The following is a 13,515-nucleotide window of genomic DNA, read 5'->3' on the forward strand; positions in this document are numbered from 1 at the left end:
GGGTGAGTGAACTCGATCCCGCCATCGCAGCCCGGCTCAAGCGGACCGCCGAAGGGCTCGTCCCGGCCGTGGTCCAGCAGTTCGACACCCTCGAGGTGCTGATGCTCGGCTGGATGGACGAGGAGTCCCTGGCCCGGACGATGGCCACCGGCAGGGCCACCTACTGGTCGCGAAGCCGGCGTGAGTACTGGGTCAAGGGGGAGACGTCGGGTCATCGGCAGTGGGTCCGCGAGATCCGCCTGGACTGCGACAAGGACACCCTGCTGGTCAAGGTCGACCAGGAGGGCGCGGCGTGCCACACCGGCGACCGCACCTGCTTCGACGCCGACCTGGTCTGGGAGGCCGAGTCGCGTGGCTGAGCGCAGCTTCGGTCCTACCGTGCTGCTCGGCGTGGGCGCTGGAGTCCTGGCGGCCGTCTCCGGCAGCCGCGCCTGGATGTCGGTCGAGCCGGCCGACCCCGAGACGCCGGGAGCCGCACTGGTGCTCGACGGGTTCCCCGGCCTGGGCCAGATGCCGCTCGCCGGAGCCCTGGGCCTGGTCGTGCTCGCCTGCTGGGGCGTGGTGCTGGTGAGCCGCGGGCTGATGCGGCGCGTGGTGGCCTGGCTCGGGCTCGTCGTGGCGCTGGGCCTGGTGGCGACCTGGATCACGGGTCTGGTCACGCTGCGCGAGGCGGTGCTGCAGACCCTCGAGGAGGGGGGCGCCGGGGGAGGGTGGAACACCGCCTGGACGTCCTGGTTCTGGGTCGCCGCCGTCGCCGCCCTCGGCTGCGTGGCGGCCGCGGCGGTCGCCGGCCTGCGGGCCGGTCAGTGGCCTGCGATGGGCAGCCGGTACGACGCCCCGACCGGCGGGGGCCCCAGGTCGGCCCCTGGCCGTGCCGAAGACGGGGGCCAGGGTGAGGACGCTGAGGGCGAGGCCGATCCCGCCGCGTTGTGGAAGGCCCTGGACGAGGGCCGGGACCCGACTCGGGACGGCGCCCCCTAGACTGTGGCTCGCAACTGATGGCACGGCTGACTTGGAGCGCAACACATGGCTGACAACCACGGCAACACCCCTGCTGCATGGACCGCGGTGGGAGTGGCGATGGTGGGCTTCCTGGTCGGGGGCATCGCCCTGATGCTCAGCCCCGTCAGCATGGTGATGTTCTGGATCGGGATCGCGCTCGGCGTCGCCGCCCTGCCCGTGTTCATGGTGATGTCCCGCATGGGGCTGCACGACACCAGCAGCCACGACTCCGGTCACTGACACCTGCAAGCCTGACCCCGGGCGGGTCCTCACCGCCGTGGTGAGAGGCTTGCCCACGTCCTTCCCACCGAGAGCAAGAGGTCGCAGCGTGTCCGTCCTCGACGACATCGTTGCCGGTGTCCGGATCGACCTGGCCCGGCGTGAGGCCGCCCGACCCCTGGCCGAGGTGCGTGCCGCCCTGGCTGACGTGGACCCGCCCCGCGATCCCATGCCGCACTTCGGTGGCGCCGGCTCGAGCGTGATCGCCGAGGTGAAGCGGCGTAGCCCCAGCAAGGGGGACCTGGCCGAGATCCCGGACCCCGCCGAGCTGGCCGCTGCCTACGCCCGTGGCGGTGCGGCCGCCATCTCGGTGCTCACCGAGGAACGACGCTTCGGCGGCTCCCTGGCCGACCTGGTCGCCGTCCGGACGGCGGTGGACGTGCCGCTGCTGCGCAAGGACTTCATCGTCGCCGAGTACCAGCTGGTCGAGGCGCGGGCTGCCGGGGCGGACCTGGCGCTGCTCATCGTCGCGGCGCTGGACCAGGACCGCCTCCGGGCGCTGCACGACACCGCCCGCGAGCTGGGCCTCACCGTGCTGGTGGAGGTCCACGACGAGCCCGAGACCGAGCGCGCGGTCGATCTCGGGGCCGAGCTGATCGGCGTCAACGCGCGCAACCTCAAGACCCTCGCGGTCGACCAGACCACCTTCGGCCGCCTCGCGCCGCTCATCCCCGACGACCGGGTCAAGGTGGCGGAGTCGGGCATCAACACCCCCGCCGACGTCGCCGGTTTCGTCGCCCAGGGGGCGTCGGTGATGCTGGTGGGCGAGGCCCTGGTCACCGGGGGAGACCCCGAGACCGCGGTGCGCAACATGACAGGAGTGCTCGGATGAGCCAGGAGGACGTCTACGACGCCGACGAGCGGGGTTTCTTCGGGGACTTCGGTGGCCGGTTCATGCCCGAGGCCCTGGTGGCAGCCCTCGACGAGCTCGACGTCGCTTGGCGGGAGGCCATGGCCGACCCGGCCTTCGTGGCCGAGTTCGAGGCGATCCTGCTCGACTACGCCGGGACCCCGAGCCTGCTGTACCACGCCGAGCGGCTCTCGGCGCAGGTCGGAGCGCGCATCCTGCTCAAGCGCGAGGACCTCAACCACACCGGCGCCCACAAGATCCGTAACGTGCTGGGCCAGGCGCTGCTGACCAGACGGATGGGCAAGACCCGGGTCATCGCCGAGACTGGCGCCGGGCAGCACGGCGTGGCCAGCGCGACCGCCGCCGCCTACTTCGGCCTCGACTGCACCGTCTACATGGGCGCCGTGGACACCCGTCGGCAGGCGCTCAACGTGGCGCGGATGCAGCTGCTGGGAGCCACGGTGATCCCCGTGGAGTCGGGCAGCGCCACGCTCAAGGACGCCATCAACGAGGCCCTGCGCGACTGGGTCGCCAGCGTCGACCACACCGCGTACCTCTTCGGCACCGCGGCCGGACCGCACCCGTTCCCCAGCATGGTGCGGGACTTCTGCCGCGGCATCGGCGACGAGTCCCGGGCCCAGTGCCTGGAGCAGTACGGCCGGCTGCCCGACGCGGTGGCGGCCTGCGTGGGCGGCGGGTCCAACGCCATCGGCATGTTCACCGCGTTCCTGCACGACGAGTCGGTGGCCATCTACGGCTTCGAGCCGGGCGGCGACGGGATCGAGACTGGTCGCCACGCGGCCACCATCCACGCCGGTCAGAGCGGTGTGCTGCACGGTGCCCGGACCTTCGTGCTGCAGGACGAGGACGGGCAGACCAAGGAGTCGCACTCCATCTCCGCCGGTCTGGACTACCCCGGGGTGGGCCCCCAGCACGCCCACCTGGCTCGCACCGGCCGCGCCACCTACCTGCCGGTGACCGACGCCGAGGCGATGGAGGCGATGGCGCTGCTCAGCCGCACCGAGGGGATCATCCCGGCGATCGAGAGCGCGCACGCGCTCTCGGGGGCGCTGCGGGTGGCCGCCGAGCTGGCGCAGACCAAGGGCCCGGAGGCCACGATCATCGTCAACCTGTCCGGACGCGGCGACAAGGACATGGGCACCGCCATCGAGCACTTCGGCCTGGGCGGGCCCGCGGGGGAGGCACGATGAGCGTCCGTCCCGCCTTCGACAAGGCCCGGGGCGAGGACCGGGCGGCCCTGGTCGGCTACCTTCCCGCCGGGTTCCCGGACCTGCCGGGCTCGGTCGACGCGATGCGGGCCATGGTGGCGGCCGGCTGCGACGTGATCGAGGTCGGCCTGCCCTACAGCGACCCGGTGATGGACGGACCCACGATCCAGGCTGCGGCCCAGCAGGCCCTCGAGGCCGGCATCCGCACCACGGACGTGCTGCGCACCGTGGAGGCCGTGGCCGCTACCGGCGTCCCGACCGTGGTGATGACCTACTGGAACCCCGTCGAGCGCTACGGCGTCGCTCGCTTCGCCGCCGACCTCGCCTCCGCGGGTGGTGCCGGACTGATCACCCCCGACCTCACCCCGGACAGCGGCGCCGAGTGGATCGCCGCCGCGGACGAGCACGACCTGGACAAGGTGTTCCTGGTGGCACCCAGCTCGACTCCGGAGCGGATCGCGATGACCACCCGCAACTGCCGGGGGTTCGTCTACGCCACCGCGGTGATGGGCGTGACCGGGGCGCGCAGCACCACCAGCGACCTGGCCGGCCCGCTGGTCGCCCGGACCAAGGCCACCACCGAGCTTCCGGTGGGTGTGGGACTGGGCGTCAGCAACGGCGACCAGGCAGCTGAGATCGCCGCCTTCGCCGACGGCGTCATCGTGGGGTCGGCGTTCGTGCGGACCCTGCTCGACCACGCCGGCGACCGCAAGGCGGGCCTGCGGGCGCTGGAGGCGCTGACCCAGGACCTGGCGGAGGGAGTGCGGCGATGACCGGGCTGCGCTCGCGACTCGGCACCGCCCTGGCCGCCGGACTCGTCCTGCTGCTAGCCGGCTGTGGTGGCGGCGGTGGCCAGGCCGCACCGCCCGACGGTGAGATCGACGACGACGGGCTGCACGGCTCCGCCCTGACCACCCCCTACGTCGTGCCGAAGGCGCCGCTGGTCTCCACCCAGGGCGGCAAGGACGGCTCCGCCTACTCGCTCACCGAGGCGGACAACGACCTGACCCTGGTCTTCTTCGGCTACACCCACTGCCCCGACATCTGCGGCATCGTGATGTCGACCATCGCCTCGGCGCTCAACCGGCTCGACGACGCGGACCGGGAGCGGGTCGACATGGTCTTCGTGACCACGGACCCCGCCCGGGACGACGTCGCGGTGCTGCGCGACTACCTCGCCGGCTTCGACCCCGAGTTCACCGGCGTCACCGGCGAGCTGGACACCATCGTCAAGACCGCCCGCTCCTTGGCCGTCCTGATCGAGGACGGTCGCAAGCTGCCCGGCGGCGGCTACGAGGTGGCGCACAGCGATCCGGTCATCGGCCTGGACGACCAGGACCGCGCGACCACGGTCTGGGGCAGCGACGTCTCAGCCGCCGAGCTCGCCGAGGACATCGAGAGGCTGCTGGCCGGATGACCCGGGGCCCCGGGCGTCGCCCTGACCGCACCGTGACTGGAGAAGCATGTCCCTGTCTGTGATCGCCCTGAGCATCCCCAGCCCGGGCCAGGGCGTGTGGCACCTGGGCCCGGTGCCGATCCGCGGCTACGCGCTGGCCATCATCCTCGGCATCGTCGTGGCCGTCTGGATCGGCGAACGCCGCTGGGTGGCGCGAGGAGGGACCTTCGGCGAGATCCAGGACCTGGCCGTGTGGGGCGTGCCCTTCGGACTCGTGGGCGGGCGCCTCTACCACGTCGCCACCGACTACCAGCTCTACTTCGGCGAGGGGCGCGACCCGATCAACGCGCTGTACGTGTGGCGCGGGGGACTGGGCGTGTGGGGTGCCGTAGCCCTCGGTGCGGTCGGGGTGGCGATCGGGGCCCGGCTGAAGGGCATCCGGCTGCTCCCGGTCCTGGACGCGGTGGCTCCCGGGGTCCTGGTCGCCCAGGCGATCGGGCGCTGGGGCAACTGGTTCAACCAGGAGCTCTACGGACGACCCACCGACCTTCCCTGGGGCCTGGAGATCGACGACGCGCACCGACCCTCGCAGTACGTCGGCCAGGACGTGCTGTTCCACCCGACCTTCCTCTACGAATGCCTCTGGGCGCTGGCCGGGTTCGCGGTGGTCATCTGGCTCGACCGGCGCTTCAACCTCGGACACGGCCGGGTGGCGGCCCTGTACGTGATGGCCTACACGGCCGGTCGCGGGTGGATCGAGACCCTGCGCATCGACGACGTGCAGCTCGACGACGTGGCGGGGCTCCGGCTCAACACCTGGACCTCGCTGGTGCTCTTCGTGCTGGCGGCGGTCTACTTCGTCGTCTCCGCGCGCCGCCACCCGGGCCGCGAGACGGAGGTCTACCGCCGCCCGCGGGAGCCCGAGCCCGCCCCGTCCGGGGCCTAGCCTCACGTCGGGAACACCCTGCCCCGGGTGATAACCTGAGACCTCACGCCTGGGCCAACGTCGTCCCGAGCAGACCCCCCATGCTTGCCAGTTCGCCGGCCCTCCCCGGAGTACCACCGGCGCACCCGACGACGACGGGAGAATGCCTCATGCACGCATTCCCGCCGCCCCAAGGGCTCTACGATCCCCGCCACGAGCACGACGCTTGTGGTGTGGCCTTCGTTGCGACCCTGACCGGCGTTGCCAGCCACGACATCGTTGCGAAGGCGCTGACCGCGCTCCGCAACCTGGACCACCGCGGTGCCGCGGGTGCCGAGCCCAACTCCGGGGACGGCGCGGGCATCCTGATGCAGGTGCCCGACGCGTTCCTGCGCGCGGTCGTCGACTTCGACCTGCCCACCCAGCACTCCTACGCCGTGGGCACGGCCTTCATCCCCGGCGACGCCGGCGAGGTGAGCAAGGCCCGTGGCCGGATCGAGGAGATCGCCGCCGAGGAGGGCCTGACCGTCCTCGGCTGGCGCGACGTCCCCACCGACGACTCCGTCCTGGGCGCCACGGCCCTGAGCGTCATGCCGACCTTCGTCCAGCTGTTCGTCGCCGCCTCCGGGCCGCGCCTGTCCGGGATGGCGCTGGAGCGGCTGGCCTTCTGCCTGCGCAAGCGTGCCGAGCACGAGACGGGGGTCTACTTCCCCTCGCTGTCCTCGCGCACCCTGGCCTACAAGGGCATGCTCACCACGGGTCAGCTCGACGCCTTCTTCCCCGACCTGCTCGACGACCGGGTCGCCTCGGCCCTGGCCGTGGTGCACTCGCGCTTCTCCACCAACACGTTCCCGAGCTGGCCGCTGGCCCACCCGTTCCGGTTCATCGCCCACAACGGCGAGATCAACACCGTGATGGGCAACCGGAACTGGATGCGGGCCCGGGAGGCGCTGCTGTCCTCGGACCTCATCCCCGGCGACCTGGAGCGGCTCTTCCCGATCTGCACGCCCGGTGCCTCGGACTCCGCCTCGTTCGACGAGGTGCTGGAGCTGCTGCACATGGGTGGCCGCTCGCTGCCGCACTCGGTGCTGATGATGATCCCCGAGGCGTGGGAGAACCACGCCGAGATGGACGCCAAGCGCCGGGCCTTCTACGCCTTCCACTCGGCCATGATGGAGCCGTGGGACGGCCCCGCCTGCGTGGTCTTCACCGACGGCAGCCAGATCGGTGCCGTGCTGGACCGCAACGGGCTGCGTCCCTCGCGCTACTGGGTCACCGACGACGGTCTGGTGGTGCTGGCCTCCGAGGTCGGCGTGCTCGACCTCGACCCCGCGACCGTGGTCCGCAAGGGCCGGCTCAAGCCGGGGCGGATGTTCCTGGTGGACACCGACGAGCACCGCATCATCGAGGACGAGGAGGTCAAGGCTGAACTGGCCGCCGACCACCCGTACGACGAGTGGCTGCACGCCGGCCTGATCAGCCTCGACGACATCCCCGAGCGCGAGCACATCGTGCACACCCACGCGTCGGTGACGCGGCGCCAGCAGGTCTTCGGCTACACCGAGGAGGAGCTGCGCATCCTCCTGACCCCGATGGCCAACGCGGGCATGGAGCCGATCGGGTCGATGGGCACCGACACGCCCATCGCAGCGCTGTCGGAGAAGCCTCGGCTGCTCTTCGACTACTTCGCCCAGCTCTTCGCCCAGGTCACCAACCCCCCGCTGGACGCCATCCGCGAGGAGCTCGTCACCTCGCTGTACGGCACCATCGGACCGGAGTCGAACCTGCTCGACCCGACGCCGGCCTCGTGCCGCCAGGTGGTCGTGCCCTTCCCGGTGATCTCCAACGACGACCTGGCCAAGCTGCGCCACATCAACCGTGACGGCGACATGCCGGGCTTCATCACCCACGTCTCCCGCGGTCTCTACGAGGTCGACGGCGGCGGCGCCGCCATGGCCCGCCGCATCGACGAGATCTGCGCCGAGGTCTCCGAGGCGATCTCGCAGGGCGCGCGCATCATCGTGCTCTCGGACCGCCACTCCACCGCAGAGCTGGCGCCGATCCCGTCGCTGCTGGTCACCGGCGCGGTGCACCACCACCTGGTCCGGGAGAAGACCCGGACCCAGGTCGGTCTGGTGATCGAGGCCGCCGACGTCCGCGAGGTGCACCACGTGGCCCTGCTGATGGGCTACGGGGCGGCCGCGGTCAACCCGTACCTGGCGATGGAGACGGTCGAGGACCTCGCGCGCCAGGGGCACTACGTCAAGATCGAGCCGGAGCAGGCGGTCAAGAACCTGGTCAAGGCGCTGGGCAAGGGTGTCCTGAAGGTGATGTCCAAGATGGGCGTCTCCACGGTCGCCTCCTACACCGGCGCCCAGATCTTCGAGGCCGTGGGGCTCTCGCAGTCGCTGGTGGACAAGTACTTCACCGGCACCACCTCCAAGCTCGGTGGCATCGGCATCGACACCATCGCCGAGGAGGTGGCACGCCGCCACGCCACGGCGTACCCCCGCGGGGGCATCCTGCCCGCGCACCGCGAGCTCGACACGGGCGGCGAGTACCAGTGGCGGCGCGACGGGGAGCCGCACCTGTTCAACCCCGAGACGGTCTTCCGGCTCCAGCACGCCACCCGCACCGGGCGGTACGACGTGTTCAAGCAGTACACCAGCGCGGTCGACGACCAGTCGCGTCGCCTGATGACCCTGCGCGGGCTGTTCGCCTTCAAGTCCGACCGCCAGCCGGTGCCGATCGAGGAGGTCGAGCCGGTCTCCGAGATCGTCAAGCGCTTCTCCACCGGAGCCATGTCCTACGGCTCGATCAGCCAGGAGGCGCACGAGACGCTGGCGATCGCGATGAACCGACTCGGCGGCAAGTCGAACACCGGCGAGGGCGGTGAGGACGCGGAGCGTCTTTACGACCCGGAGCGTCGCAGCTCGATCAAGCAGGTCGCCTCGGGGCGCTTCGGCGTCACCTCGGAGTACCTCACCGGGGCCGACGACATCCAGATCAAGATGGCCCAGGGTGCCAAGCCGGGTGAGGGCGGTCAACTGCCCGGTCACAAGGTCTACCCGTGGGTGGCCAAGACCCGGCACTCCACGCCGGGCGTGGGCCTGATCTCGCCGCCGCCGCACCACGACATCTACTCCATCGAGGACCTGGCGCAGCTGATCCACGACCTCAAGAACGCGAACCCCTCGGCACGGGTGCACGTCAAGCTGGTCTCCGAGGTGGGCGTGGGCACGGTCGCCGCGGGCGTCTCGAAGGCGCACGCGGACGTGGTGCTGGTCTCCGGTCACGACGGGGGCACCGGTGCCTCGCCGCTCACCTCGCTCAAGCACGCCGGTGGGCCCTGGGAGCTCGGCCTGGCCGAGACCCAGCAGACGCTGCTGCTCAACGGACTGCGCGACCGGATCGTGGTGCAGGCCGATGGTCAGCTCAAGACGGGGCGGGACGTGGTGATCGCCGCACTGCTGGGTGCGGAGGAGTTCGGGTTCGCCACCGCGCCGCTGGTGGTCTCCGGCTGCATCATGATGCGGGTCTGCCACCTCGACACCTGCCCGGTAGGCGTCGCCACCCAGAACCCCGTGCTGCGCGAGCGCTTCTCGGGCAAGCCGGAGTTCGTGGTCACGTTCTTCGAGTACATCGCCGAGGAGGTGCGCGAGCTGCTCGCCGAGCTCGGCTTCCGCACGCTCGACGAGGCGGTGGGCCACGTGGAGGCGCTCGACATCGTCGACGCCGTGGACCACTGGAAGGCCTCCGGCCTGGACCTCACCCCGATCCTGCACCAGGTCCAGACCGGCGAGCAGTTCGCCGGCCAGGACCTGCGCCGCACGAAGTCCCAGGACCACGGGCTGGACCGGGCCCTGGACAACGAGCTCATCGAGATCGCACGACCCGCGCTCGAGAACCGCGAGCCGGTGCGCGCCCAGATCGTGGTCCGCAACGTGAACCGGACGGTCGGCACCATGCTCGGCCACGAGGTGACCAAGCGCTACCGCGGTGAGGGGCTGCCCGAGGGCACGATCGACCTGACCTTCACCGGCTCCGCCGGACAGTCCTTCGGGGCGTTCGTGCCTCGCGGGATCACCATGCGGCTCGAGGGCGACGCCAACGACTACGTCGGCAAGGGACTCTCGGGTGGACGCATCGTGGTGCGACCGGACCGGAGTGCCACGTTCGAGGCGTCGGCCCAGATCATCGCCGGCAACACCATCGGCTACGGCGCCACGTCGGGTGCGATCTTCCTGCGAGGCCAGGCCGGCGAGCGGTTCTGCGTGCGCAACTCGGGTGCCACCGCGGTGGTCGAGGGCGTCGGGGACCACGGCTGCGAGTACATGACCGGCGGCCGGGTGGTGGTCCTGGGCTCCACGGGCCGTAACTTCGCGGCCGGCATGTCCGGGGGCTACGCCTTCGTGCTCGACCTGGACCCGGGACGGGTCAACGGTGAGCTCGTGGAGCTCGCACCGGTGACCGGCGCGGCTGCCGAGGAGCTGGAGGCGCTGGTCCGCGAGCACCTGGAGGAGACGGGCTCCGACGTCGCCGAGGCACTCTTGGCCGACTGGCCCACGTCGCTGGGGCGCTTCACCGAGGTGATGCCCAGCGACTACAAGCGGGTCATGGAGGCCCGCGCCGAGGCACTCGAGGAGGGTCTCAGCGAGGAAGAGGCCGCCGCACGAATCATGGAGGTGCTACATGGCTGACCCCAAGGGCTTTCTCAAGCACGGACGCCAGGTGGCCACCCGGCGGATCGTGGAGGAGCGAGTCAAGGACTGGAACGAGGTCTACCCCGACGGCATCGGGCGCGCCCTCCTTCCCATCATCGGCACCCAGGCCGGACGCTGCATGGACTGCGGCATCCCGTTCTGCCACCAGGGCTGCCCGCTGGGCAACTACATCCCGGAGTGGAACGACCTGGTCTGGCGCGACGACTGGGACGGCGCGATGGACCGGCTGCACGCGACCAACAACTTCCCGGAGTTCACCGGTCGCCTGTGCCCGGCTCCGTGCGAGACCGCCTGCGTGCTGGGGATCAACCAGGACCCGGTGACCATCAAGAACGTCGAGGTCTCGATCATCGACCGCGCCTGGGACTCCGGCTACGTCCGGCCCCAGCCGCCGGAGTGGCTCTCGGGTCGCACGGTCGCCGTGATCGGCTCCGGCCCGGCCGGCCTGGCCGCTGCCCAGCAGCTCACCCGGGCCGGTCACACCGTGGCCGTCTACGAGCGCGCCGACAAGCTCGGCGGGCTGCTGCGCTACGGCATCCCCGAGTTCAAGATGGAGAAGAAGCACCTGGACCGCCGACTGGACCAGATGCGGCGCGAGGGCACGATCTTCCGCGCCGGCGTCGACGTCGGCGCGGACAAACTCAGCGGCCAGCGGCTGCTGGAGCGCTACGACGCCGTCGTGCTGGCCACCGGGTCCACCGTGGCCCGGGACCTGCCCGTGCCCGGTCGCGAGCTCGCCGGGATACACCAGGCCATGGAGTTCCTGCCCCAGGCCAACCGGATCGCGCTGGGCGAGGAGGTGCCCGACCAGATCCGTGCCGACGGCAAGCACGTCGTGATCATCGGCGGCGGCGACACCGGTGCGGACTGCCTGGGGACCTCCATCCGGCAGGGCGCGGCCAGCATCACCCAGCTGGAGATCCTGCCGCAGCCGCCCGAGACCCGGCCGGCCAACCAGCCCTGGCCGTCGTACCCGATGACCTTCCGGGTCTCCTCGGCCCACGAGGAGGGCGGTGACCGGATGTTCGCGGTCTCCACGCAGGAGTTCCTCGGTGACGAGCAGGGCCACGTGCGGGCCCTGCGGCTCGTCGAGGTCGACGCCAAGTTCCAGCCGGTCCCCGGCACCGAGCGGGACCTTCCCGCGGACCTGGTGCTGCTCGCGATGGGGTTCACCGGTCCGCAGCGCGAGGGACTGCTCGACCAGCTCGGGGTCGACCTCGACGAGCGGGGCAACGTGGTGCGCGACGAGCGGTACGCCGCCTCGGTGGAGAAGGTGTTCGTGGCCGGCGACGCCGGTCGCGGCCAGTCGCTGATCGTCTGGGCGATCGCGGAGGGTCGGGCGGCTGCGGCGGGCGTGGACGACTACCTCACCGGCTCCACCGCGCTGCCGGTGCCGATCCCGCCCACGGCACGTCCGCTGAGCGTCTGATCAACCCCCCTGACGGGCTCCCTGGCGGTTCGCCGCAGGGAGCCCGTCGTCGTTCCCGGTCCTGTTGGATCGTTCAAGAGGTAGGCTCGTCCCGTGCGTAGAGCAAAGATCGTGTGCACCCTGGGTCCTGCAGTAGCCACCCCCGAGAAGATCCGCGAGCTGGTCGACGCGGGCATGGACGTCGCGCGGCTCAACATGAGCCACGGCTCGTACGAGGACCACGAGCGGATGTACCGGATGGTGCGGGAGGCCAGCGACGCCTCCGGTCACGGAGTCGGCATCTTCGCCGACCTCCAGGGTCCCAAGATCCGGCTGGGGACCTTCGCCAATGGCCCGGTGGTGCTCGAGACCGGCCAGCGCTGGACCATCACCACTCGCGACGTGCCGGGCGACGCCGTCGAGTGCGGCACGACGTACTCCGGGCTCCCGGGCGACGTCTCGCCGGGCGACCCGATCCTGATCGACGACGGCAAGGTGCGTCTGTTCGTCACCGGGGTCGAGGGGCACGACGTGCACACCCGGGTGGTCGTGGGCGGGCGGGTCTCGGACCACAAGGGCATCAACCTGCCCGGCGTCGCGGTCTCGGTGCCGGCGCTGTCGGAGAAGGACAAGGACGACCTGCGGTGGGCGCTGCGGCAGTGCGTCGACTTCGTCGCCCTGAGCTTCGTCCGTCACGCCGCGGACGTCGAGGACGTCCGTCAGGTGATGGCCGAGGAGGGCGTCCGCGTCCCGGTCATCGCCAAGATCGAGAAGCCGCAGGCGATCGCCAACATGGAGGCGATCATCGACGCCTTCGACGGACTGATGGTGGCCCGCGGCGACCTGGGCGTGGAGTGTCCCCTGGAGCAGGTCCCGCTGCACCAGAAGAACCTCATCGACCTCGCCCGCCGGCACGCCAAGCCGGTGATCGTGGCCACCCAGATGCTGGAGTCGATGGTCGACTCGCCCTCGCCGACCCGCGCCGAGGCCTCCGACGTGGCGAACGCCGTCCTGGACGGGGCCGACGCGGTCATGCTGTCGGGGGAGACCAGCGTGGGCCGGCACCCCGTGCTGACGGTGCAGACCATGGCACGCATCATCGAGAACACCGAGGACCACGGCCTGGCCCGGATGGCTGCGGTGACCTGGCAGCCGCGCAGCCGCGGGGGAGTCATCACCAAGGCGGCCGCGGAGGTCGCGGAACGGATCGGGGCGCGCTACCTCGTCGCCTTCACCCAGAGCGGCGACTCCGCCCGTCGGCTGGCCCGGTACCGCTGCGAGATCCCGGTGCTGGCCTTCACGCCGCTGGCGGCCACCCGCTCCCAGCTGGCCATGACGTGGGGCGTGGAGACGTTCAAGACCGAGGACGTGGAGCACACCGACGAGATGGTGCGCCAGGTCGACGAGGCGCTGCTGGCCATCGGGCGCGTCACCGAGGGGGAGCGGGTGGTCATCGTCGGCGGCAGCCCTCCCGGGATCCCCGGATCCACCAACGCCCTGCGCATCCACCGCATCGGGGACGCGATCAACGGCAAAGCGCCGGCGTACCGTCGTCTCGGCCCTCGCTGATCGGGTGCCCCGGGTGGGATTCGAACCCACACTGGACGGTGTTTGAGACCGCTTCCTCTACCGGTTGGGATACCGGGGCCCGGCGTGCGACACCGTACCGGAGCGCCGCGGGGTCGTACCACGAGGGGCAGGG

General features: G+C 71.2%; 11 protein-coding genes and 1 tRNA gene. 11 read left to right on the plus strand and 1 reads right to left on the minus strand.

Features of this window, described 5'->3' with window-relative positions; translation table 11 throughout:
* Positions 1–2 precede the first annotated feature (2 nt).
* The 11 genes from hisI (at position 3) to pyk (ending at position 13,382) form a co-directional block, all read left to right on the plus strand.
* Entirely contained in the window at positions 3–359 is a 357-nt protein-coding gene (gene hisI / locus C5H89_RS12795; RefSeq protein ID WP_104107375.1) for a phosphoribosyl-AMP cyclohydrolase, read from the plus strand.
* Positions 352–981, plus strand: a complete 630-nt coding sequence (locus C5H89_RS12800; RefSeq protein WP_104107376.1) for a Trp biosynthesis-associated membrane protein — start codon at positions 352–354, stop codon at positions 979–981. Before hisI ends, C5H89_RS12800 begins: the two co-directional genes overlap by 8 nt.
* Positions 982–1,026: 45 nt before the next feature.
* Entirely contained in the window at positions 1,027–1,242 is a 216-nt protein-coding gene (locus C5H89_RS12805; protein WP_104107377.1) for an HGxxPAAW family protein, read from the plus strand.
* 88 nt (positions 1,243–1,330) lie between these two features.
* Complete coding sequence (trpC, locus tag C5H89_RS12810; protein ID WP_104107378.1) at positions 1,331–2,113, plus strand: indole-3-glycerol phosphate synthase TrpC; 783 nt, start codon at positions 1,331–1,333, stop codon at positions 2,111–2,113.
* Complete coding sequence (gene trpB / locus C5H89_RS12815; RefSeq protein WP_104107379.1) at positions 2,110–3,342, plus strand: tryptophan synthase subunit beta; 1,233 nt, start codon at positions 2,110–2,112, stop codon at positions 3,340–3,342. The genes trpC and trpB overlap by 4 nt, the downstream gene beginning before the upstream one ends.
* Entirely contained in the window at positions 3,339–4,133 is a 795-nt protein-coding gene (gene trpA / locus C5H89_RS12820) for a tryptophan synthase subunit alpha (protein WP_104107380.1), read from the plus strand. The genes trpB and trpA overlap by 4 nt, the downstream gene beginning before the upstream one ends.
* The gene (locus tag C5H89_RS12825) at positions 4,130–4,777 is read left to right on the plus strand and encodes an SCO family protein (RefSeq protein WP_104107381.1); all 648 of its coding nucleotides are present in this window, start codon (positions 4,130–4,132) and stop codon (positions 4,775–4,777) included. Before trpA ends, C5H89_RS12825 begins: the two co-directional genes overlap by 4 nt.
* Positions 4,778–4,823: 46 nt before the next feature.
* Positions 4,824–5,702 (plus strand): prolipoprotein diacylglyceryl transferase, encoded by an 879-nt coding sequence (gene lgt / locus C5H89_RS12830; protein WP_104107382.1) that lies wholly within the window; start codon positions 4,824–4,826, stop codon positions 5,700–5,702.
* Positions 5,703–5,851: 149 nt separating this feature from the next.
* Positions 5,852–10,381 (plus strand): glutamate synthase large subunit, encoded by a 4,530-nt coding sequence (gltB, locus tag C5H89_RS12835; protein WP_104107383.1) that lies wholly within the window; start codon positions 5,852–5,854, stop codon positions 10,379–10,381.
* Positions 10,374–11,834 (plus strand): glutamate synthase subunit beta, encoded by a 1,461-nt coding sequence (locus C5H89_RS12840; protein WP_104107384.1) that lies wholly within the window; start codon positions 10,374–10,376, stop codon positions 11,832–11,834. Before gltB ends, C5H89_RS12840 begins: the two co-directional genes overlap by 8 nt.
* A gap of 93 nt (positions 11,835–11,927) precedes the next feature.
* On the plus strand, positions 11,928–13,382 hold the full coding sequence (gene pyk, locus C5H89_RS12845) for a pyruvate kinase (protein ID WP_104107385.1): 1,455 nt from the start codon (positions 11,928–11,930) through the stop codon (positions 13,380–13,382).
* Between the two features lie 5 nt (positions 13,383–13,387).
* On the opposite strand, the gene C5H89_RS12850 is transcribed toward pyk, so the two are convergent.
* A tRNA-Leu gene (locus tag C5H89_RS12850) sits at positions 13,388–13,461 on the minus strand.
* Positions 13,462–13,515: the final 54 nt, after the last annotated feature.

The organism is Nocardioides sp. 616 (assembly GCF_002930065.1).
GTDB lineage: Bacteria > Actinomycetota > Actinomycetes > Propionibacteriales > Nocardioidaceae > Nocardioides > Nocardioides houyundeii.